The organism is Nitrospirota bacterium (assembly GCA_023229435.1).
GTDB lineage: Bacteria > Nitrospirota > UBA9217 > UBA9217 > UBA9217 > JALNZF01.
The window spans coordinates 43,523-66,867 of the sequence record JALNZF010000005.1; the positions used below are offsets into that span (position 1 = coordinate 43,523).

Sequence of the window (23,345 nt, forward strand, 5' to 3'; positions counted from 1 at the left end):
TTCTCAATAAAGGGACTGCAGCCTCACAAACCATCCATGCACCGAGTAATTATTGTCTGAAAATTCGTTGTCCGAGAAGTCCGTGAAATTATAACCCACCCCGAAGCGAAGGTATTTTACCATCTTCCAGGAAATTTCCGTTACAAATCCTTCCCGCTGGTCCTGGGCCTCTTTCTGCCACAGCACCCGGTATTCAATGCCGAGGTCGACCGGCTTCCAGAGGTGGAAATTTAGACGGTGAATAGAGAGATAGGTATGCGTGGTCATCGGGTCTCTGTCTTCGGTCTTTTCCGTCTTTATCCTGGCTGCTTCCTTCTCAACCCATTCCACGTACCGGGACAACTCGGCCGACCACTCCACGGAGAACACATCGGTCTTTGTCTTCACCTCTTGCGTCGGCGCCAGTGATGACGCATTCTGCTGGGACAAGCTCGTATACTTGGCAAGGGCGTTGAACCAATCGTGCGCGACCGGCCGATAGGCCAATCCCGCGCAGGCTTCATCAAACCCGGCGATAATCGTATTGTTCCTGAGGTCCTTGGACAGGCTGTATCGATATTTCCCGATCACGGTGAGGTCCGTGTTCAGTTTATATTCAAGATTATTCACGGTGAGATACTGGACCATTTCATTCGTGCCGTAATCCCGCCTGATCTCGTTCCTGGTCGACACCTTTAATCCGGTCTTGCTGGAATACAGGATGCCTGAGGCCAGGCTGTAGCGCTTCGTCCGGTCGGCATTCGAGTCAATGACCGATTGCTCCCCCGAAAGCATGAACTTCAACCCGTTCCCGGCGTCCCAGTTCCTGAGTGCCCCGATAAGGGAAACATCGCGCGCGGCCCCGTCCGCGCGGTTCCACTGGTACTCGGAGTAGAGCTTGCTGGAGGGCCCGATCGGGGTTTCCCCGCCGACGATCGTGGACGTCGTGTTATTACCCGCCTGATCGTCCGCCAGACGCTCGGTCACGTAAAGACGGTTGTTATTCGCGTTATACACCATTCCAGCCTGCGCCGAGTCGCCGGCAGTGGCCTGTGTCTCGCTGACCTTGATGGTCAGCGATGGTACGATCTGGTAATCGACGCCCGCGGTGGTCTGGTCATTTCGTGTCCCCGTGATGGTCTCCTGACGTTCGATGCTTGCCGTGAGCTTTTCAGTCACTTTGTACCGGTATCTTCCCGCGCCGTAGCTGGCATGGTTTCCGGGGTTCAAACCGTAGTCTGATGCAGCGGACTTATACTCGCCCTCCGCGGACCATTGCTTCTCATGGTGCTGCGCCTGGATCGTGTTCGTATCGAACGTGCTCGAGCCGGCGGTCGTGGTCAAAGAGGAGTTCTGCTTTTCGCTTTCAAACCGATATAGCAAGGTATCGGCCTCGGTCATTCGCAGTTTGGCGTTAAATCCGAGTTTCTCGGTGCCTTCCTCAAAAGCGTTGCCGTTCGACATGAAACCGGGCTCCAGCTTCTTCAGGTATCCGCCCAGGAAAAGACGGTCGGGCCGGTCAACCCATTCGCCCACATCCGTTTCAACGGTCGTCTTCCATGCATGCCCCTGCCGGGCGCCCAGCGGGGTGATCTGCTGATATGCCAACCCGCCGTCGTCGCTCGTAAACGTCCGGGAGGCGACCCCGATGCTCTCCGCGTATTCCATCGTTATCCGGGTGTTTTTCCCCAGCCTGATCTCTGAATCCACTCCCTTCAATTCATAGTTCGCGTCAAGCAGTTCATCTTTTACATACGACATGCCGACAGCAACGTGATCGCCGATCTGCTTTCGCACGCGTCCGCCATCCGCCTTCTTATCGAATGCCGCCAGCCGGGTTTCGTAGTCCACCCGGATGATGACGGGATTCCCCTGCGCCGCATTGAGGCTCACCAATGAGGACCCCTCGACACTCTGGAGGATCGGCCGGTTGAAGAGGACGCGGCCTTCCTCGTATTTTATCGTGTAATCGATGTTTTGCTTTTGCGGGACATTCTCCAGAGTAAGTCCCGTGGTCTTGTCCCGGATGATGAGGGAAATCTGCTCGCTCCCCTCGATAATGTCCTTATGGCTCAGATAATAGAGCGACCCGCCGGTGGCCCTCAATTCATCCTGGATATGCGCCTGTCGCACCTCGGCGCCGAACAGCATGACGGTGGTATCGGGCCGGCCGTATTGTGTGCGGGAAACGGACTGGTATGCCACGCGGCCTCCATAGAGCGTGCGTCGATACGAAGCAAGTTCAGTGTCACCGAGGTTCAACGCATAATTGCCCACGATCACGTGCAATTCATCGCTGTCGATCGCAAGATACAGCTTGCCCTGGCTTTGGACATCATTTACCACGGTTCCGGAATCACCGTATACGGGATACAGTTTGTCCGGGTCGAGGTTGGTCAGCAGGCGGTCGTTTTCCGTGCTGTCAAGGTTGTTGAACATTTCACCGAACGTGTGGGTCCCCGTGTCAAAAGCGGAGGTAATGATATATTTCCCCTTGATCGTGCCCTTGAGATAGTATGCGACCCGCCCTTCCGTATAATATTCCCTCTGTTTGTCCATTCCCGCTTCCTCGAGATTGCCCTTGCCGACGAGCTGGCCGATTTTCCCGTCCGCAAAGGCAAGCAGGAATATCTTGTTGTCGGTCACCTCGAGTTCACGTGCAAGGGTCCCGACGTTCCCTTCAAGGTCAACGGACTTAACGATAACCGTGCTCTTGCCAAGCGGGAGTTTCAGGGAGGTGGAGAATTGTCCTTCCGCGTCGGTTTTTACCCGCGCGCCGTTGATCTCAACGGTGTTGCCCGCGTCCGTTATGCCTGAAACGATCAACGTCTCGCTCGTCAACCGCGCTCCCGCGGGAGGAAATTTTACCGAGATGTTCGGTATGGGTTTCGAAACCATGATCGGTTGCCCGTATTCATCAGCGTCTTTGACATCAATGATGAGCTCTGCCAGACGGGTTACTCCTTCCGCATTCCTGACGACCAGTCCGTAATTATTGCGCCCAACCTTGAGCTTGAGCTCGGCGGTAAAGCCGCCCTCGGCCGATACGGACAGCAGTTCTCCGTCAAGTTCGATCGTGTTGCCCGGCCCGGTTTTGCCGACCAGCCGGTACACCATCACTTTTTCCTTGTCAGAGGCGCTGAAGACACGATTGCCTTTCCCGGTCTTCCCAAAGGGCAGCTGTATTTCACCTTTCGGCTCAATAATTTCGAAGGACGGAACGGCCAGACTCGTTTTGATTGACCGGCCTCTGCTGTTCACCAGGCTGATGTCCAGTTTTTCCGATAGCGGTTCCTGCAGTGTCGCGGAAAATCTCCCCTGGGAGCCTACCCGTAATGATTCACCATTGATCGATATCGACGGTTCAGTGCGGTAGTAGTCCCTCAATTTGGAATTTTCGACCTCTTTGACCTCTCCCTGCACCTCGACACGCCTGTTTTGCTCTCTCCCTTCCTCCGTCTTGTTGCTCGCAATCGGTTTCGTTTTCCCATACCCTTGTATATTGAAGCGGCCCGGTTCGAGTTTCTCTTCCTGGACCAGGTAATCAGCGGCGGCCTGTGCCCGTTTCCGGGAAAGCTCGCGGTTCAATTTATCCGTTCCTTTCGCATCAGAGTGTCCCTCAATAATGATCTTCTCATCAGGATACTCCCGGAAAACGATCGCCGCCTGCTTCAGTATTTCCTTTGCTTTCTCGTTCAGCGTCGTCGAGCCGGTCTTAAACGCCGAACCGGTCAGCCGCACAGAAATGATGGATACATTATTGACGCCAAAGGTCCGTCGTGTGCTGGCGGAACCCGTCCCGTCAAGATATTCTATCTCCATCTGGTACTGATAGACTTCTCCGCCCTGTATGATCTGTCCTTTCTCCGTCATGCCGTTCCACGTGATGGATGTCGGAGGCGCGCCACTCCCTTGAAGGGTCTTGACAACCTCATCGGAGAAATTGAAAATAGTCAGTGTCCATGTCTTCACTGCGTCAGGCGCCGCGACATCGGCAAGGAATTCAATGTCCCTCCCCAGTTTTTTCCCTTTTGTGGTTATGATGTCATCCAATCCTTCGACCTGCAGGTGGACCTCGCTGGAATGCAGAGGGAGTTTTTCTCCATTCATGAGCATGGTCAACGCTTCGGTGTTTCCGATAAGCTTCAGCGGTGACTTTTTCTCGGCGCTGGTCACTTCGACGCCCATCTCGGCCGGTTTTCCGATCTTCTCCACATCGTACGCGTACGTTACCCCGAAGTTGGCTTTCGCCAGAAGTCCCGGGGTGACGTCGACGACACGCGCTTCATCCGTTGTCGTGACGGCCCCATTGGGGAGGCCCTGCAGATTGATCTTGACGAGACGCTGTCCTGGTTTTATCGCCGGCAGATGATATCTGCCGTACTCATCGGTCAGGGCATACGTGCCGTTGTCGAGGGCGACCATCACGGAGGAAATGCCCGGCTCATCCGGGTCCTGCCACCCGTTCTTGTTCTTGTCTTCAAAGACCTTGCCGATAATGGTGCCGAGGTCGAACAGGGGGTCCAGGACGACCGTTACCGTGGCCTTGTCCGCGTTCGAAATAGAGCATGCATCGCAGACATCCTTTGCCTGCGCCGTATTCACGTAATCCTTCGGCGTCGCCCCCGAGCCGATGACGAGTTGATAGCTGATCGTCATGTATCCGGCCTCGCCTTTATCGGCGCTGTGATTATTATTCGTATCAACAAGGGCGGGCACGGTCCCGATATCAAAGGTCACCGTGCGATTGCCGGCGGGGTCGGGCGTCCTGACGCCGTTGATAAGCGTGCTCCCTTTCAGATATTTGAAATTCGGCGGGACATGGTCGTCCACCTTGACCAGGATCACGTCCCGGGTGGTCTTGTTTTTCAGCTCAACCAGATAGGTCACCACCTCGCCGACGACGGCCTCTTTCTTATTGGCCGCTTTGATAAGTTCCAGGACATTCCCCTGGGTAAAAAATACCTGGGGCTTTGCTGAAAATACAATTGTGTCGGTTACGTCCGTGGACGTTATCGTGGAAACCCCGGCCGTGTTCGATCTGACGGTCCCGGTTGCCGCGCCCGCTGAATCGGAAGGTGAAGCCGGCTGCGTAAAGACATCGGCCCCTCTGTCGGATGACAGGCTTATTGTTTTCCAGCTGACCGGTTGATTCGCCGTATCACGCAAAAGGGTGGTGATGGTGCTGGCGGCTGTTCCATCGGCAATGACGATTTGCGGGGTCGCGGTGACCGTTGTGTTGAGATCGCTGGGCAAAATAAGCAGCACGGTGACCGTTGTATTGTTGGCATTGGCCGCATCGGCATCCGCATTTCCCGCAATGGCGGCCAGCGGTGCGTGTGCGGTGGAGGAGTTGTCCACCGTGGAGCTGAAAATAGTGTTTCCAGGTGCGCTCGGAGCGCTGGCTGTAAAATTGACCGTAATACGCTTGTTCACCGTGGTGGCAAGTACCGGGCCGGGCAGCCGGACGGTGAGCGTGCCACCGGACACACAGTATTGATTGGGACCGGCGGGCGGACAGGATGCAGCCGGCGAGAAGGATGCCCCATTCACCGCCGCCTGCGTGACCGTCACCGCTGAATAACCTCCGGGGATGGCAATGACCACCTGGTCCAGTCCGCCATCCCCGGCGTTGATGACCGGCAAAATCGAGTAGATGAATGCATTGCCGGTTGAGTTCGCGGCAATCATGTTGGGAGTGATCTCGGAGACAGCGGAGGTGACATCGTTGCCGACGCGGGTCAGTGTGACGGTCGCATTCGTGACAAGCAGGGAACTCCCCCCGACCGTGCCGGTCGCTGTGTTCTGGATTGCATGGGCCGTCATCCCAAAAGGAATTCCGCAAAGGACCAGGATCCAGAGCATTACCGCGAGAATCTTCAGGGCAGAATGGCGCGTTGCGCCGTTCAGCCGGGAAGACTTCTGCCTTGGAAATGCCCTCTGTATAAGAACCAGCACCATGATCAGTTCACCGTGACCCTGAACCGGACAGCACGCAGGGTATTGCCGGAAATATTCAACGGCTGGTTCGCCTGAACTGCAACGGCGCCGACGGTCAACCGGTCCAATCCCGCCAAGCCGCCGCTGTCGGTTATCGAAGCACTATCATCGGGCGCGCCCACAGCATCGGATAATGAAGACCACACGCCTGCCCAGATCGCGGCGTCATTGGATCCCGTGGGGACAACGGCAGCCTCAATACTATTGGGAACATAGGTGAATGCGGATTCGTCTAATTGGTCGGTAATTTGAATGTCATTGGCGGGAACAGCGGTGGCGTTATCGACAAAGAGAACAAAATAGATCGTCTGGCCAGGCGCAACATAGGCGCCGGCTGCCAGAACCATACCTGCAAGGTCGCGGGCCTGTTTGACCAGTGCCAGTTGAACGCTGTTTACGGTCACCGGTCCGGAGGAACCGAGTGATACACTCCCGCCACCCGGATCAACTGCCGTATTCGAAGCCGGGAAAGCGACAAAAGGGCAACCGAGCATCAGAACAATGATCATCATGCCCGCCGTAAAGCATTCAGCGAAAGCGCTCCTGTATTTACTTTGAAGATCCATTCAACCAGGCGCTCCCCTCACGTTGCCCTTATGTAAGCGGCGGACTCAAACATGATTCGTCATGTCCTTTTGCGCCGCAAGCCTGAGAGCCGCAACGCGCTCATGGCCGTTTTTCATCAAATGACCGTTGCACGGTCCCGAAGACTAATTTTTTGTCGCCTGGAAATGAAAGGCAAACGTCGTGTTAGCGGCGACAGGCAAAACAGCGGCCATGATCAGGCTCACCACGAACGGATAAATACGAATAAATACAATACACGCTCCGTTCGCCCTGAGCCCTGAGCTTGCCGAAGGGTCGAAGGGTAAACGGAGCGTTTTTCAACAGCCTGTTAATCGCTCATCCGTTTTCCCGACCGTATTTGTTTCAAATCATAACATAAAATATGATAAAAGCCCACCTTTGAACGGGTCAGCTTGCATCATCGACAGCCGGTTCGACAGATCCTCTCCTGAAGCTCAGAATAGTGGCTTTGCGCGACCCGGTGGGACCTACCGCTTGAACTATCTGGTACAATGGAGAAGAGACAGGCGTTAATGTTCAAAGCCTCCATTTCTCCAGAAGGTTTTCGTCACCGGTTATTCCTGGATATAACGAGTTTGACAAACATCACAAAATTGCTTATATTCGCACTGCGGATCAATGAATGATGATTTCCTTGAACAGAAATAGATCAATTGCGGCAGGAAGCTTGGGGAACTATCCAAATAGGATCCCTGAGAAAAAACGGGGCCGGTTGCGGCTCATGCGTATCCTCCATCTCTTGTCTCACCCGCTTCATTCCCTCGGCAGGCATCTTGACACAGACAAGATGCAGCGCCTGTTCCAACGCAAAGAACGTTACCACCTTGTTGCCAATCTTCCCGCCTGGCGCAGGCATGAGCGGCTGTCTTCAGGCTCGACTGACCGCGGTATGAAGATGAAGAAAGAACGCGGTTCGACGGTAAAAGCGATGTTTTCACCCTATTTGCATCAGTCGCTGTTTTTGGGTGTTCTCCTGCTGTTTCAATTGATCCACCTTCCGGAAGCGCACGCCGATATCTCCGGCACCGTCTACGCCGATGAAGGCGTCACCAATGTGGGGGCGGGCAAGGTCGTTCGCTTGCTCACTAATGGTGTGAGCCAGGGCACCTCTGCCACCGATGCCTCGGGGAATTATACAATAATTAATAGTGCGGTTGCCGGCGATGCCTTGCTTGTCTATATCGATGGAGACGCGACCTATGACGGTACTACGGTAACCGTTACCAGCGGGGCCTCATTGGCGGGAATCGATATCTATGCCGATCATATCATCACCCGCCAGGACAACGGCGGTTCCCTGACCAACGCCAACATGGATGCCGCCAGGGGGGCGTACGTTGATGCCGAGATACTGTATTCAGTTGCTGCCGGCGCATTAACCGTCATGGGCGCCAATACCAGACTTTACGTTCCCGCGGGCCAAATCTTTGCCCCCGGAGGCAACGTCAGCACCGTGCATGTCAAGATCAAGGGGACCTGTGATGCCCAAAGTCACACCATCACCGCCAGCGGCAACTGGGATTCAAACAGCGGTACGTTCACCGCAGGGACTTCAAGCGTGGTCCTGGATGGTACCGGTAGTCTCGATTCCACAGGCGATGCCTTCTATAACCTCACCGTTGGCGCGGCAACCCGGACCACTACCATAACGAGCAATCTTATTGTCAATAATGTCCTCACGATTGCAGCCTCCACGGGCACGATCACCGATGGGGCTGTCGGGTACAACATAACCCTTGCCGGTGACGGCACCCCGTTCGTTAATAACGGCGCGGCCGTATCAGCGAACCGGTTTATCTACGGCAGCACAAGTTCATCAACCGTTGCCGTTGCCGGGGGCACGTATAACGTGACGGATAAACTATGGATCAGCGGCGGGAATTCGGGTGCGGGAACATCGTATCAATTAAACGGCAACTTGGTGGTAAACGGAAAGCTTGACGTTTCTCCTTCCGTCTTTGGAGTATTGTCGCTCGATACCAGCGTGTCCAATTACAATATCACAGCAAACGGCCTAACCGTCAGTTCCGATTTTTTCGTGGTCGGTTCGTTATCTGCAAATGGGTCCGCCATCGATATTAATGGCGATGTCTTGCTCATTGATGCTGTCACTGGTTCAGTCGATATGGGCAGCTCTTATTGGACGGTTTCCGGCAACTGGACCAACGCCAAGACTGCCGGATTTCTTTCTCAAACCTCCACCCTAGAGCTCAATGGGACGGCCCAGACCATGAGCGGCAACACGATGTTCAATAATTTCAAAAAAACCGTGACCAGTGCCGATACCTTGACCTTTGCGGCCGGGTCGACCCAGACCATCAAGGGTACCGTCACACTGGCCGGGGCTTCGGGGCAACTGTTGAGCCTGCGCTCGTCTGCCCCCGGCGCCAACTGGAACTTCATTGTCAATGCCGGCGCCACCAAGGCCATCGATTATGTGGCGGTAATGGATTCTGATGCCTCGGGGTCGGATATTTCGCAAAAACCCGTCAACCCGACCAATTCGATCAACTTGGGTAATAACGTAGCATGGTTTACCGATACCTGTCCGACGGTGACGAACACAAATAACAGCGGTACTGGTTCTTTGCGTGCCTGTATTGACTACGCTAACGGCAACCCCGGCACGACTATCCGCTTCAATATTCCGGGCGCCGACCCCGGTAAACAAACCGTCGGTGCGGATAGCTGGTGGCGCATTGTTCCGCTTTCGTCACTGCCAACGATCACCGCCAACAATACGATTATTGACGGAACCACCCAGACTGCCTTCATTGGCGGCGATCCCAATACCCTCGGGCCCGAGATCCAACTCTTCGGCAACGGCGCGGCTTTTAACGGCTTGACCATCACCTCCGCGGGCAACACGGTAAAAGGCCTTATTATCGGCAGATTTGATGGCGGTGCGGTCACTGCCGGCATGGAAATTACCGGCGCTGCCGCGACAAACAATGTCGTCCAGGGCAATTACATTGGCGTGGACTACAAAGGCACCGCAATGGAACAAAATCGATCCGGTATCCGGGTGAGCAGCGGCGCCAAGTCCACCGTCGTCGGCGGCACCGCCGCCAATGCCGCGAACCGCATCGCGTATAACAATGGCGCCGGCATTGACATCAGTGGCGTGGATACGGACGGCAATATTTTCTCCGCCAACTCGATCTTCGATAACACGGGGCTGGGGATCAGCCTCGCCGGCGATGGATCCAATAACAACAAGGCCGCGCCCACGATCAACACCATCACTCCCGGCGGCGGCAATTTTATTGTCATTGCCACGGTCCCGGCAACTGGCGATACGATCGAATTTTTCCGTGCGAACAATGGGTCCTCTCCCGCTGTCACCCCGGATTCGCCGGCTGGCGAAGGCTATCTGTTTTTAGGGAGCTGTGTCGACAATGGCGGGGCCTGTGTGGGTCCGTATGTGAGCGGATCGGACACGGATGGCGTTGCAGGAACAATGAGTGTCACGTTGACGGGCGGCGGCTTGGCGGCACTTGATACGCTCAGCGCCACGGCCACCGATGCCGTGAACGGTACATCGGCATTCGCCGCCAACAACGTCGTGCCGTTGAAATTAATCAAACAAATTTACAATGCCTCCGGAGCGTGTATCGCCAGCTCCGATGCGGCCGATGCCGGTTGTGGTTCCACTTCGGTAGTCACGGTGCCGGCAGGTGTGGTGATAAAATTTATGATCATCGTGAAAAATACCTCGGCGCAAGCGGTTACGGATGTGCGTTTTCAAGACGTTCTGGACGAAAGTTCCACAGGCTTTAGTTACCTTGCGGGCTCCATGACCAGCTCCCCTGTCGGTGTATCCGCGCCGGCGGATACCGCATCAAACGCGGTCATCTATACCGCCGCAACGGATGCCTCATCCGTCGTTCTCACGGACGGCGCCGGCGATGACATTGGTTCTGCTCGAGATCTGGTTGGACCGGCTGGCACCGAGAACATCTCGATCGGAAATGTCAACCCCGGCGGTATCAACACTTTGCTTACGATCAACGCAAATAAGTCCTTTGCCATGGTATTCCAGGCGAGGAAGAAGTAGTCGAGTTGCAGATGATTATTATTTTGAAATACGCGCTGCGCGATGATGAATCTCCGGGCTGCTTCATACAATAATCACCTTAGATCAACAATAATCCTTTTGCCCTCAAGGTTTTCCATTCATCGGATATCAGAAAAGATCCAAACGGAGAAGAAAATTGCTTCTCATAATTTTCTCTTAATTCTTCGAGCGATATTAATTCTGAATTCTGGATGATAAATCTTTCAAAAATCGTATCCAGCCATTTCCCCGTCTCGGCAGTGGTGACCAACGACACTGTTTCTCTTTTCATATGAAAAAGAAGCGTGGCCTTTCTTGCCTGTTTCCCGCCCTTCGTCGAATCGCTCTGCAAATATTGCGGTTTATTCCCCAGCCACAGGAGCCTGGCTTTCAATCTTTTGCTGTCAACCGCGGCGGATTCATTGATCACCTGCTTCACCTGATTTTTTTTGATTGAACTCGCGGGAACGTGAAAATCGAACCACGCTTTGACTGATAGGTCCGTACCGATGCCATGCATAAAGTTGTACATCGCTTTGTTCAGGCCTTGCGCATACCCGTGTGGATCGCAGCCAATACGATCTTCGTGGAGGAGATCATTGTTGGCAAAGCTCCCGGCAGGATGTGCAATGATCCTGCATTGATATTTTTCCGGATGTCTTCCGACGTCGCTGTGAATTGTCGCGGTAAACATATGCCAGAACGCGGATTGTATCAGCCCCTCGTGAAAGAACTGCCGTACGATCTCCAGGGCGTCGATGGTTTCCTGTTCGGTTTGCGTGGGAAAACCGTACATCAGATACGCGTGCACCATGACGCCTGCCTCGCTGAAATTGCGGCAGACCTGAGCGGCCTGACGAATGGTCACGCCTTTATTCATCAACTTTAAAAGTCTGTCCGAGGCCGCTTCCAGACCTCCGGTTGCCGCAATGCAGCCCGATGCCGCCAGGAGCCTGCAGAGGTCCCCGGTAAAAGCATGTTCGAAGCGGATATTTACCCACCAGGAAATGCTGATTTTCCTTCTCAGCAGTTCCAGGGCCAATTCTCCCAGGACAGCGGGTGGCGCCGCCTCATCGACAAAATGAAAACCGCTTTGCCCTGTCTGAGCCATCACGCGCTCGATCCTGTCAACCAGCGCGCCGGCCGAAGCACTTTCATAGCGTTTTATATAATCGAGCGTGGTATCGCAGAATGAACACTGATGCCAGTAACAGCCATGCGCGAGGGTAAGCTTGTTCCATTGTCCATCGGACCAGAGACGGTGCATGGGATTGGCAATTTCTATGAGAGAAAGATAGTCATCCAGGGGAAGATCGGAATAATCCGGGCATCCGGTCTCTGCGGGGGAAGGGTCTTTTTCACTGTCATTATTTATATATCTCACCTTATCTTCATTACGGATAAACGTTCTTTTGAGATCTTCTGCCTTTCTTTCTCCTTGAAGAAATCTTAAAATGTTTAAACAGGGAAGTTCGCCATCGTCCAGGGTAATAAAATCCACGTAGTTAAAGAGAGCAGGTTCTGATAAAGCGCGAAGCTCTGTATTAACATATCCGCCGCCCGCAATGATCTTGATGTCTTGAAAATGTTTTTTAATGAATTGGCCGCATTTCAACGCGGCATAGAGATTGCCGGGAAAGGGGATGGTTATCCCGACGACATCGGGCCTATAATTTTCGACATGGTCCTTCAGCAATTCAAGCAGCCAGGTCTCAATGATATTCGCGGGCTGGTGTAAAGCGGCCTCGAGCGGAGCAAAAGAATGCGCCGATATTCCAAGCTTTTCCGCATAACGGCTAAAGCCGAAAAAGGGTGTCACTGCATCCTTTATCAGATCGCCGACGTCCTCAACATACCGCGTTGCAAGGAACCGGGCCTTATCATTCGCGCCGATGTTTCCGAACGACCATTCCAGGTCGGGCAATTGATCAAATCGTGACGCCCTTGGTAAAAAATCGTCGCTGCAGAGCCGTTGGGCAAGCGTCGTGTCCCGGTACTGCAGAAAATCCATGACCTGCTTGATGGTTTGCAAATAGCATTTTTCATTGCTTATGATCCGAAGTGAATTTTGGGAAATATTATTGCTGTTTTTTTTAGTAAAATCGAAAAGTTCTTGAAAGCCATTCTGAGAAAATATTTTATTTACCAATTCAATCCCGAGATCGGCCTGAAATACCGCATACCCATGCAATTTCAAAAAGCCTTTCAAATACAGCGTTGCCGGGTACGGGGTATTGAGCTGGGTAAACGGCGGGGTTATAAGGAGTATTTTTTTAAGCATCCAACGGTTCCTTCAGGGTTTTCCGTGCCGTTAATAAACATCGTGTAAATCTAATCCATTTTAGCATTAAGCTCTGATGGAGTAAAGCTACTTCGATTACCGGAAGCATACAAGGCGGGAGAAAACAGCATGGCATAAGGCGAATGCGATTTTGAATTGAAAATTGTCCTCTGCCATGCCATAATGCAAAAACAGTACAATAGATTTATCGACTGAGGGGAGCACCTTATGCTTTTTCAATCATTGCTCGGTCTCGTGGTATTCACGGGGATCGCCTGGATTATCAGCGAGAACAGAAAAGACGTCAAGTACGCCACGGCGTTGATTGGCGTCGTGGTCCAGCTCTGCATCGCGGGCATCCTGCTGTATGTCCCTTTGTTCAAGAAGTTCTTCCTGCTTCTGAACAACCTTGTCCTGTCGCTTGAGTCTGCGACCAGGGCGGGTACCTCCTTCGTGTTCGGATACATCGGCGGCGGGACGCCGCCCTTCATGCTGCAGGACCCGGGAGCGAACTTTATTCTTGCGTTCCAGGCCCTTCCGCTCGTGCTCGTGATCGGCGCTCTCTCCGCCCTTCTCTTTTACTGGAGGATCATGCCTTTTGTCGTGAAGGGTTTTTCCTTCATTCTCCAAAAAACCATGAATATCGGCGGCGCGCTCGGTCTTGGCGCTTCAACCACGATCTTTCTCGGCATGGTGGAGGCGCCCCTCGTTATCAAGCCCTATCTCAAAAACATGACCAGAAGTGAGCTCTTCTCGCTGATGACCGTGGGCATGGCATGCATTGCCGGGACCGTGATGGTGCTCTACGCGACAATTCTGAAGGGCGTGATCCCCGATCCCATCGGCCACATCCTGGTCGCGTCCTTCATTCACGTGGCCGCGGCAATCACAATCGCCCGCATCATGGTCCCGGAAACCGGGGAAGAGACCTCCGGAAACTTCATCCCCCAGCGGACAGCGACAAGTTCCATGGACGCCGTGGTTAAGGGGACCCTTGACGGCCTCCACCTCCTCCTGAACATCGTTGCCATGCTCGTCGTCATGGTGGCCCTGGTATACCTCGCAAACCAGCTCATCGGCCTTTTCCCGGACGCGGGAAACCAACCGCTCACCCTCCAGAGAATACTCGGCTATGTCATGGCGCCGATCGTGTGGCTCTTCGGCATTCCCTGGTCCCAGGCGCAGACCGCGGGCTACCTCATGGGCACCAAAACAATCCTGAACGAGCTGCTGGCCTTCCTCGAAATGGCCAGGCTCCCTGCAGAGGCGCTTGATCCGCGGAGCAGACTGATCATGACCTATGCACTGAGCAGCTTTGCCAACTTCGGCAGTCTCGGCATCCTGATCGGCGGCCTCGGGAGCCTTGCGCCGGAGCGGCGGGACGAGGTTGTGGCGCTCGGTTTGAAAGCGCTCGTTGCCGGAACCCTCGCGACCTGCATGACGGGCGCGGTCATCGGGATATTCTCATAAACTGCCCTCGCCTGGTTTGACATCCTCTCGATAATATGATATTCATTTTTTAGAGGTTGCTTCCGCACCCCGGGGCAATCCGGTTCTCTTTTCTCAGATATTGCACGCGTGACAGTGATCGGATACGGTGAAATAGCATGTTCGGAACTATCAGAAATATCAGGATCAGCACGTTCCATAATATCGTCGTGCTCCTGGTGTTCCTTATTGCCGGCGGTTGCCTCGTTTTCGTTGTAACCCATTATATCAGGCAAAATGCATTGGCAGAAGCTCAGGTCAGGGCCCGCATCCTTCTCGACAGGAACCTGGCAACGCATGCATATTATTCGCACAACCTGAAACCGGCACTCTTCGCGTTAACTGACCCCTATCGGCCGAAGGATTATTTCGATCCAACCTGGATGTCATCCACCTATGCGGTCCGCGAGCTGAATAAATATTTCAAATCATTGGGAACGCAGGATTATTACTATAAAGAATGCGCCATCAATGCGCGAAGTCCCGAGAACGAAGCGGACGATTATGAAAGAGCGTTCATTCTCAGATTGAACACGGATCCCAAGCTTGTCGAGCATACGGCTGTTCGAACCATTGAGGGGAAACCGTACTTCGTTGTTCTGAGGAGAGGAGAAGTGCTGGAAAAAGATTGTATGCGATGCCATAGCACCCCTGCGAACGCGCCAGGAGGCCTCGTGCGGCAGTACGGAGCGGAACGGAGTTTCCATCGAAGCACCGGCGATGTCGTGTCCGCCATCTCTATCCGCGTGCCGCTCGCTGCGGCGTATGCGGAGACAAACCGTGTTTCTCTCATGATCTCGGGTGTTTTGTTGTTCGCGCTGGCAATCCTCTATGCTTTTCAGTTCTTGATCAACAGGCGACTGTTGTTCGCCCCCCTGAATAACATCCGGGATAAAGCGGAACAGATTGCAACGGACGAACGCTATCTCGGTGAAGTGATCGACATATCATCCGGAAAGGAATTGCAGGACATGATCGCGGCATTCAATACGATGTCCGTAAACCTGCGTCACGGCAGGGACTATTTGGAAGAGCGTGTACAGGAGCGAACAAGGGAACTTCAAAAGGCCCTGGACAGCGTAAAAACCCTGCGCGGCATGCTCCCGATCTGCTCATCATGCAAAAAGATCCGGAACGACGACGGGTATTGGAGCCAGATCGAGGTTTATGTTCGCGATCACTCTGACGCCGAGTTCAGTCACGGCATCTGTCCCGAGTGTGCGAACAAACTGTATCCGGATTACTTCCCTGAAAAGAAGTAGCTCTTTTCTCCTATCGATTCAGTTTCATCCCTAGCTTCTGTTCCATTGACTCAAGTTTTTTCTCGATCCGCGCATCCTTCCCTTTGCGATCGTCTATCTTGATGCTGGTCACGGCACGCTCCGCATCCTTCATGACCTCATCATGGCATTTCTTGACAACGCCCATGACCTCCTCCCATGACCCTTCGAGCACGGTGCCCATCGGATTTGCCTTGTAGCGAACTCCGCTCTGCGCAACGATCTGAAGTACGCGCGCGACCACGGTGCTGAGGCTGGAACCCTTCCCAACCGGTACCACGCTGAATTCCACCATAACGCTCATACGATGAAACCTCCTGAGAGATAGTATCGCCATGATCATCCATGACAACCTGCATCTGATTCAAGTATAGACGCGATTCCCGCTGATGTAAACCCCGTCAGAGAATACGTTCTCCGTGGCCAACCAGGCGTTTTTCCATTGAAAACAACGAAGGCATGTGCAATAATCGCAAACAGCGATTTTGGCAAACACGAAGCACGTTGGAATTTTGGCGGACCAGGAGCGATGACACAGGCTATGAGAGCCCTTTTCAGGGGATTGGGGATCATTCCCCTTCTCCTCGTATATTTTTTTATAACAGGGATCATCGGTCTGCTCCCCGTTGACCGGAAAACAAAACGTGTTGTCGCAATACGGATTGCCTCGCGCATCGCGCGAATCATTCTCATCCTGTTCGGCGTCCGCGTTCACGTGAAGCATCGCGAACGCCTTCATAAAACCGGCGACGGACGCCTCATCGTCTCGAATCATCTTTCCTATATCGATATCCTTGTCCTTTCCGCGCTCGCACCCTCGGTGTTCATCACCTCCGTTGAGCTGAAGAACACCGCGCTGCTCGGTACGCTGGCCCGGCTCAGTGGAAGTATTTTTGTAGAGCGAAGAAGACCGTCGGGGCTGAAGCGCGAGATCGAGGACATTGCCGTAGCACTCGGCCAGGGCCTGCCCGTCGCGCTCTTTCCCGAAGGAACCACGTCGAATGGCGACCGCGTGCAGCCATTCAAGAACTCCCTGTTTGATGCCGCTGTCCTGACACGGGCCGATATCGTCCCGATCTGTATTCGCTACACCCGCGTGAACAACGAGCGCCTCACGCCGGAGAATCGCGACCTCGTCTTCTACTATGGAGGAGCGACTTTTTTGAAACACTTCCTCCGGTTCCTGTCGCTCAGGTCCATCGAACTGGAGGTCATCCCCCTCAAGGCAATCAAGGTACATTCCCTGCAGTCGCGGAAAGACCTGGCCGCGGAAACATACGAGGCCATCAATGCGGTGTACTACGGCTGATCCTGTACTGAGTCAGGATCAGCCGTGGTGGTCTGAGGAACGGTTTTTGTAAGGACGCGTGGACGCCCGAAGAGACTTACTGGATGGTCAGTACAGGTAGATTGAATATCGGCGCCCACTCGGCATAGTCTATGCAGGCGTCATTAGTGTTCTCACAAGGATTGAATGTTTCGTCATGATCAAAATCTTCCCAGAACCAACTGTCTTTCACCTTGAAGATGAGGGTGACTGTTTTCGTCAGATCAGCGCTCACCGTAAGCCCGAGAGGTTCGTTGATCAGAAAGATGTCGCGGTCCGCACCCTGCGTAAAAACCGCTTGGTCCCACAGATCGGAATTGCCGAAGAGCCCGCGTTGATGTCCGGTTTCCGTATCGGTACCTCCGGGGCGGCTTACCGATGTTTTGTCTGTCTGGAGGGCGGTCGTTGTCCAGGCCGTTGCCACGCCGACCCAACCCAGCTCCTGTCCGTTGTCATCGACCAAGGTGATGTCACCCTGATGATGACCCAGGCTGCCTTCAGCGGAAAAATCATCGTCGCTTAAATAGACCCTGATGCTCTGAGTCGTGGTCGGAGTGCTGTTGATCGGCATCTTGATCTCGTAGTAGTAGATCTCGGCCTCTACCGATGCATAGGTGCCCGCCGAGATCGTCAGCTGGGATACCGTGACCTCTGATGTAAGATCGTATACCAGCGAATTCGCAAGCAACCCTCGATCGGGGATAAAATCTACATGATCACCGTTGGCCTTCACAAAAGAGAGCCGCTTGACCGCGACCTTGAAGCTCTGGGGCGTAAGATACGCCGTGCTGCCGCCGTCCTTATCACAGTCCAGCCCCGCCGCGTAGGGAGGGCCGTCCATGGGAAGCGTGTCGCTCGGACAGGAGTTCAGCTGCGCAACCGATGCGGCCTTGAACAGGGCTGGAGCGCCGGAAGCTGTGAAATCAGCCTTCATCTTAACAGAGGTAGGCGCTGACGTTGTAACTTCGTCGCTACTACTACTTTTCCCGCAGGCATAAACAATAAGTAGCGCTATAATCATTCCTGATAATACTCCCCATATTACGAACCTGTTCTTCATAGCGGCCTCCTTTTGATTTAGTCTATAGTTAGTCGTTTTGTCGCGCTCATTTTTCGTATCGGCATAAGACCTGATGTTAGTCTATCATACTTTGTCAAATGGGGGGATCATTCAAAAAATTATAACGAGCAGGAGCTCCTAACCATGCTCGCGTCATCATGTCCAGGGTTAACGATCTGAAAAATGACCGAAAGAACTTGACATTTTGCCCCCCAGTTGTTATGTTGCATCGCTTCTTTGAGAAAAAACTTCCCCCCATTTTAAAAGGGGGGGCCGGTGATCCATGGACTACACTGACGAAATAAACAAGCGGCGGACCTTCGCCATCATCAGCCACCCTGACGCGGGAAAGACCACGCTGACCGAGAAGTTTCTGCTCTTCGGCGGCGCGATCCAGGTGGCCGGCGCGGTCAAGTCCAACAAGATCAGGAAGAGCACGTCCTCGGACTTCATGGACATCGAGCGCCAGCGCGGCATCTCGGTGGCAACCTCGGTCATGGGCTTCGACTACAACGGGCTCAAGATCAATCTGCTCGACACGCCGGGCCATAAGGATTTTGCCGAGGACACCTATCGCACGCTCACCGCGGTGGACAGCGTCATCCTCATCATAGACTGTGTCAAAGGTGTGGAGGAACAGACCCTGCGGCTGATGGAAGTCTGCCGCATGCGCAGGACGCCGGTCATCATCTTCGTGAACAAGCTCGACCGGGAGGGCAGGCACCCCTTTGAACTTCTGGACGAGCTCGAAACAAAGCTGAACATAAAGGTCCAGCCGCTCTCATGGCCCATCAGCATGGGAACCTCGTTCAAGGGAGTTTACAATCTGTACAACAACAGCCTCTACCTCTTCCGGCCCGGCGGCGTCAGGATCGCGAGCGATGTACTCGAGATCCAGGGCATCGGCGACCCGGTCCTTGACCAGCAGCTCGGCGACTATGCAATAAAGCTCAGGGAGGACGTCGAGTTGATCGAAGGCACGCACAATCCCTTTGACGTCAATGCCTACCTGTGCGGCGACCTTGCTCCGGTCTTCTTCGGAAGCGCCATCAACAACTTCGGCGTCAAGGAGCTTCTGGACACCTTCACGGAGATCGCCCCTACGCCCGGCAGCAGGCCCACGGACCAGCGCGTCGTGAACGCTGACGAAGCTGCGTTCACCGGCTTCGTGTTCAAGATCCACGCTAACCTGGACCCCCGGCATCGCGACCGCATCGCCTTCATCCGGGTCTGTTCGGGCAAGTTCGAGCGGAACAAGTTGTTTCTTCATGTCCGATTGGGCAAACAGATCCGGTTCACCAGCCCGGCGAGTTTTTTGGGGGCGCGCAAGAGCATCGTGGACGAGGCCTTCCCCGGCGATGTGATCGGCCTGTATGATACCGGCAATTTCAAGATCGGCGACACGCTCACGGAAGGCGAGAAGCTCATGTTCCAGGGCATCCCTACCTTCTCGCCCGAGGTGTTCAAGGAGCTCGTGAATCTTGACCCTTCGAAATCGAAACAGCTTGCAAAGGGCATCGAGCAGCTTACCGACGAAGGCGTGGCCCAGCTCTTCACCCAGCAGCAGGGCAACCGCAGGATCGTCGGCACGGTGGGCCAGCTTCAGTTCGACGTGCTTCAGTACCGATTGGAGCACGAATACAACGCGGCCTGCAGGTTCGATCCGATGAAGATTTTCAAGGCGTGCTGGATCACCGCGAAGGACGAAAAAGAAATGGACAAATTCTGCAGATTCAAGTCGGACCGCATTGCCACGGACAAGGACGGCAATATCGTGTTTCTCGCTGAATCGGATTGGGTCCTGCGGAATATGATCGAGGCCTACCCCGAGATCAAGTTCCACTTCACCTCTGAGTTCAAGAGGGAAGTACAGGAAATAAACAGGTAGGCTTGCAGCGGTGGAAATGCGGCAATCAACGCGGAGTATGACTTCCGGTAACCATACGCTGTTACCGACCATCCTCTTTATCGGAATTAAAAACCGCCTTCCGTGCTTTAGCAGAACGAGTTACCGGCTTGCTCAACATTACGCGTTCAGCGGATATGATCCATGGTATACTATAGCAGATTCCACGAGGTCATTCACACGCTGAGGTGAAGCCGTTCGCCGGATACTATGTTGGTGATCTGCCGGAGTAATAAAATATGAATGGGGTCCGCACTGCAGGGAGTAAACAGTATATTCTCGTCGTGGATGCCGACGTCAACGACCGCTTTTATACGTGCATGCTGCTTCAGCGGTTCGGCTACGACGTCTTTTCCGCTCGGACCGCGGAGGAGGCGATTGAGTTCATAACCGTGTCTCCACCTACCGCAATCCTTGCTGACGCCGATCTGAATGGCTCCACCATGTTTTCCTGGCTCTCGAAAGACCCTCGCTTTTTTGACATTCCCCTCGTCCTCCTTTCATGGTGGCCCAACCCTGCATTGGAGGCCCGCGCCAACAAAGGGGGATTCGCCGCCTATCTGAGGAAGCCAAATAATGTGGAAGAGTTCTACCAGATCGTTCAGATAGCTATCGAGAAAGGCCCTCGACGGAACCTCAGGATCGCAACTCGTCTGATGGCAAGACTCGAAGATGGCCAGGATAAGAGCGAGGGGTTCGTCACGGTGCTTTCGGAATACGGGATGTTCTTCATGACGCTTGATCCCCGGCCGGTAAATGCGAAGATACCGCTCAGTTTCACCATGAAGGACAGCCTTATTAAGGTTGAGGCGGTTGTCCTGTATACGGTATCCTTTGACGATGGGCCGTACAAAGAGCCCGGTATGGGACTGAAGTTCGTGAAGATCAGCCGCGCGGACAGGTCCCTCATCGCGAACTTTATGCTCGAGTGGATACAGGACGGCGCCTCAAAGCAAAGTGCGCAGCCATAACGTGAGCCGGGTAGAATGCTATTGAGCTGCAAGTCATGGGAGGCTCTATCCGATTTTATTTCTCTTGGAAGTATGGTAACGTAGGTTGTCCTTCGTAATAATGACTGCAAAGGAGAATGAGCGCTGAAAACCGGGATACGCCGGTGAACAACGACATCGGTGAATTGATGCGCTCGGACCCATTATGCTTATAGACTATATCAGGAACATACCGCTCTTCAATCACCTTAAAGAAGCCCAGCTCAAGAAGATAGCGTCTCTCTGCAAGAACGTCCGGTACAAGAAAGGCGATGTCGTCTTTTACAAGACCGACATGAGCACTGACCTCTATATTGTGAATTCCGGGAAGCTCAAGGCAGTGCTGGCTGACGAAGACGGCGGCGAAATGGTGCTTGCTCTGTTCGAAAAGGGCGCGTTCTTTGGCGAGCTGAGCCTTTTGGATGGCAAGGGAAGGTCGGCAACGATCGTGGCAAACACGGATTCGGAACTTGCCATACTCAGGCAGGAGGTGTTCCTGGACCTGCTGTACAACAATCCGAAAATCTCCGTTGAGCTCATGACCACCCTGGTGAAACGGCTCAGAAATGCGGATGACATGATAGAATCTCTCGCATTTCTCGAGGTCGGCGAGCGGCTGATCCGGACGCTCTTCGACGTTGCCGCAAATGACGACGCCGGTACAACCGGCTTTCGCAACGCGGGAAAACTGACGCATAAGGAACTTGCCGCGCGCATCGGATGTTCGAGGGAAGCTGTCTCGAAGTGCCTGAAGGGGCTCTCCGGTAAAGGCATCGTAAGGGAATTAAAAGGAAGCCTGCTGATCGCCGGCAATGCTCTGGAGCAGATCAAGAAGCGTGATAGGATATAGAAGAACCAGCACTGCAGTTGCTGATTATCGTGCGCCCGTTTGACCCAGCTTTTCTATCCTCTCCTCCCGCCTGTTGTCTCGATACAAATAAAAAAAGCTCCCCGCCCAAAGACGGGGAGCGCAAGTAAGGTTAAATTTAGATCTTGGGAAGCTTTGCGAGCGCTTCTTTGATCTTCGCCGCCGGATACTCATAGTCCTGAAGCTTGCCGTCGTGATAGTCTGCATAGGCCTGGAGGTCAAGGTACCCGTGGCCGCTCAGGTTGAAGAGGATTGTCTTTTGCTTGCCTTCCTGCTTGGCCTGGAGCGCTTCATCGATGGTTGCGCGGATCGCGTGAGCGCTCTCAGGGGCCGGGATGATCCCCTCTGTGTTGGCGAACTGCAAGGCGGCCTCGAATACCGGTATCTGGTTGTACGCCCTGGCCTCGATAAGCTTGTCGTGATAAAGCTGTGAGATGAGCGGCGAGTCGCCGTGGTAGCGCAGGCCTCCCGCATGGATTCCGGGGGGCATGAAGTCATGGCCCAGGGTGTACATCGTCATCAGGGGAGTCAGTCCGGCTACATCACCGAAGTCGTACCTGAACTCGCCCTTGGTGAGCGTGGGGCAAGACGCGGGCTCGACCGCCATAATGCGGACATTCTTGCCCTCGATCTTGTCGTGGACGAACGGAAAGCCGATGCCTGAAAGGTTGCTTCCGCCGCCGCAACAACCGATCACGACATCGGGATAGTCGCCCGCGATCTCCATCTGTTTCTTGGCCTCAAGCCCGATCACGGTCTGGTGCAGGCACACGTGGTTCAGCACCGAGCCGAGGGCATAGTTGGTGTCATCGTGCGTGGCCGCGTCTTCCACTGCCTCGGAAATAGCGAGACCGAGACTTCCCGGATTGTTCGGATCCAGTTCAAGGGCCTTCCTTCCCGAGTTCGTGAGCTTCGATGGGCTTGCATGCACCGTTGCGCCCCACGTCTCCATCTGAATTCTTCGATAGGGTTTCTGGCCAAAGCTTACCTTTACCATGTACACCGTGACGTCAAGTCCGAAAAGCTTGCCCGCGAGCGCCATGGATGCCCCCCACTGCCCGGCGCCCGTCTCTGTAGCGATGCGCTTGATGCCTGCTTTCTTATTATAATAAGCCTGGGGGATGGCGGTGTTCGGCTTGTGACTGCCCGCAGGGCTCACGCCCTCGTATTTATAATAGATCTTTGCCGGAGTGCCAAGCGCCTTCTCGAGCCGGTGCGCCCGAAAGAGCGGCGAGGGCCTCCAGAGTGAGTAGATATCGAGCACTTCTTCCGGGATGTCGATCCAGCGATCCTGGCTCACTTCCTGTAAAATCAAATCCATGGGAAATATCGGGGTGAGGTCCTGCGGACCAATGGGCTGATGCGTGCCCGGATGGAGCGGCGGTTTTGGCTTGTTCGGCATATCCGCCATGATGTTGTACCACTTGGTGGGTATTTCTTTGTCGGAAAGAACGATCTTCGTCTGTCTCATACATCCTCCTCAATCAGATAGTGTCTTGAGATAAATGCGGCAACGTTTGGC

General features: G+C 54.0%; 13 protein-coding genes. 7 read left to right on the forward strand and 6 right to left on the reverse strand.

Annotated elements, in window-relative coordinates; all coding sequences use genetic code 11:
• Window positions 1–3 precede the first annotated feature (3 nt).
• Together M0R70_05300 and M0R70_05305 are read right to left on the reverse strand one after the other, a co-directional pair.
• Window positions 4–5,940 carry an OmpA family protein gene (locus tag M0R70_05300; GenBank protein ID MCK9418782.1) on the reverse strand — a complete coding sequence of 1,979 codons (5,937 nt, stop codon included), beginning with the start codon at window positions 5,938–5,940 and terminating at the stop codon, window positions 4–6.
• Window positions 5,941–5,942: 2 nt separating this feature from the next.
• Entirely contained in the window at window positions 5,943–6,545 is a 603-nt protein-coding gene (locus M0R70_05305) for a hypothetical protein (protein ID MCK9418783.1), read from the reverse strand.
• A gap of 743 nt (window positions 6,546–7,288) precedes the next feature.
• On the opposite strand from M0R70_05305, the gene M0R70_05310 reads away from it, so the two are divergent.
• Window positions 7,289–10,624, forward strand: a complete 3,336-nt coding sequence (locus M0R70_05310) for a hypothetical protein (protein MCK9418784.1) — start codon at window positions 7,289–7,291, stop codon at window positions 10,622–10,624.
• A 79-nt stretch (window positions 10,625–10,703) separates the two neighbouring features.
• Here the strand turns inward: M0R70_05310 and M0R70_05315 are convergent, their stop codons facing one another.
• Window positions 10,704–12,656 carry a radical SAM protein gene (locus tag M0R70_05315; protein ID MCK9418785.1) on the reverse strand — a complete coding sequence of 651 codons (1,953 nt, stop codon included), beginning with the start codon at window positions 12,654–12,656 and terminating at the stop codon, window positions 10,704–10,706.
• A gap of 477 nt (window positions 12,657–13,133) precedes the next feature.
• Between M0R70_05315 and M0R70_05320 the strand changes: the two genes are divergently transcribed.
• Complete coding sequence (locus tag M0R70_05320) at window positions 13,134–14,375, forward strand: nucleoside:proton symporter (GenBank protein MCK9418786.1); 1,242 nt, start codon at window positions 13,134–13,136, stop codon at window positions 14,373–14,375.
• Between the two features lie 137 nt (window positions 14,376–14,512).
• Window positions 14,513–15,655 carry a DUF3365 domain-containing protein gene (locus tag M0R70_05325; GenBank protein MCK9418787.1) on the forward strand — a complete coding sequence of 381 codons (1,143 nt, stop codon included), beginning with the start codon at window positions 14,513–14,515 and terminating at the stop codon, window positions 15,653–15,655.
• Between the two features lie 10 nt (window positions 15,656–15,665).
• Here M0R70_05325 and M0R70_05330 read toward each other — a convergent pair whose 3' ends face one another.
• Window positions 15,666–15,977, reverse strand: a complete 312-nt coding sequence (locus M0R70_05330) for an MTH1187 family thiamine-binding protein (GenBank protein MCK9418788.1) — start codon at window positions 15,975–15,977, stop codon at window positions 15,666–15,668.
• Between the two features lie 237 nt (window positions 15,978–16,214).
• Here M0R70_05330 and M0R70_05335 point away from each other — a divergent pair, with 237 nt between their 5' ends.
• Complete coding sequence (locus M0R70_05335) at window positions 16,215–16,982, forward strand: 1-acyl-sn-glycerol-3-phosphate acyltransferase (GenBank protein MCK9418789.1); 768 nt, start codon at window positions 16,215–16,217, stop codon at window positions 16,980–16,982.
• Between the two features lie 76 nt (window positions 16,983–17,058).
• Here the strand turns inward: M0R70_05335 and M0R70_05340 are convergent, their stop codons facing one another.
• On the reverse strand, window positions 17,059–18,021 hold the full coding sequence (locus M0R70_05340; GenBank protein MCK9418790.1) for a hypothetical protein: 963 nt from the start codon (window positions 18,019–18,021) through the stop codon (window positions 17,059–17,061).
• 322 nt (window positions 18,022–18,343) lie between these two features.
• Between M0R70_05340 and M0R70_05345 the strand changes: the two genes are divergently transcribed.
• From M0R70_05345 to M0R70_05355, 3 genes are all read left to right on the forward strand, one after another.
• A complete protein-coding gene (locus M0R70_05345; GenBank protein ID MCK9418791.1) occupies window positions 18,344–19,948 on the forward strand; it encodes a peptide chain release factor 3 in 1,605 nt (534 codons plus the stop codon).
• A 257-nt stretch (window positions 19,949–20,205) separates the two neighbouring features.
• On the forward strand, window positions 20,206–20,937 hold the full coding sequence (locus M0R70_05350; GenBank protein ID MCK9418792.1) for a response regulator: 732 nt from the start codon (window positions 20,206–20,208) through the stop codon (window positions 20,935–20,937).
• A gap of 184 nt (window positions 20,938–21,121) precedes the next feature.
• On the forward strand, window positions 21,122–21,805 hold the full coding sequence (locus tag M0R70_05355; protein MCK9418793.1) for a Crp/Fnr family transcriptional regulator: 684 nt from the start codon (window positions 21,122–21,124) through the stop codon (window positions 21,803–21,805).
• A 136-nt stretch (window positions 21,806–21,941) separates the two neighbouring features.
• Here the strand turns inward: M0R70_05355 and M0R70_05360 are convergent, their stop codons facing one another.
• A complete protein-coding gene (locus M0R70_05360) occupies window positions 21,942–23,294 on the reverse strand; it encodes a TrpB-like pyridoxal phosphate-dependent enzyme (protein ID MCK9418794.1) in 1,353 nt (450 codons plus the stop codon).
• Window positions 23,295–23,345: the final 51 nt, after the last annotated feature.

Coding starts and splice junctions, on each gene's coding strand:
- M0R70_05340 (MCK9418790.1), bottom strand. CDS start 18,021: ATGATTATAGCGCTACTTATTGTTTATGCCTGCGGGAAAAGTAGTAGT.
- M0R70_05300 (MCK9418782.1), bottom strand. CDS start 5,940: ATGGTGCTGGTTCTTATACAGAGGGCATTTCCAAGGCAGAAGTCTTCC.
- M0R70_05350 (MCK9418792.1), top strand. CDS start 20,206: ATGAATGGGGTCCGCACTGCAGGGAGTAAACAGTATATTCTCGTCGTG.
- M0R70_05355 (MCK9418793.1), top strand. CDS start 21,122: ATGCTTATAGACTATATCAGGAACATACCGCTCTTCAATCACCTTAAA.
- M0R70_05330 (MCK9418788.1), bottom strand. CDS start 15,977: ATGAGCGTTATGGTGGAATTCAGCGTGGTACCGGTTGGGAAGGGTTCC.
- M0R70_05360 (MCK9418794.1), bottom strand. CDS start 23,294: ATGAGACAGACGAAGATCGTTCTTTCCGACAAAGAAATACCCACCAAG.
- M0R70_05345 (MCK9418791.1), top strand. CDS start 18,344: ATGGACTACACTGACGAAATAAACAAGCGGCGGACCTTCGCCATCATC.
- M0R70_05335 (MCK9418789.1), top strand. CDS start 16,215: ATGAGAGCCCTTTTCAGGGGATTGGGGATCATTCCCCTTCTCCTCGTA.
- M0R70_05320 (MCK9418786.1), top strand. CDS start 13,134: ATGCTTTTTCAATCATTGCTCGGTCTCGTGGTATTCACGGGGATCGCC.
- M0R70_05325 (MCK9418787.1), top strand. CDS start 14,513: ATGTTCGGAACTATCAGAAATATCAGGATCAGCACGTTCCATAATATC.
- M0R70_05310 (MCK9418784.1), top strand. CDS start 7,289: ATGCGTATCCTCCATCTCTTGTCTCACCCGCTTCATTCCCTCGGCAGG.
- M0R70_05305 (MCK9418783.1), bottom strand. CDS start 6,545: ATGGATCTTCAAAGTAAATACAGGAGCGCTTTCGCTGAATGCTTTACG.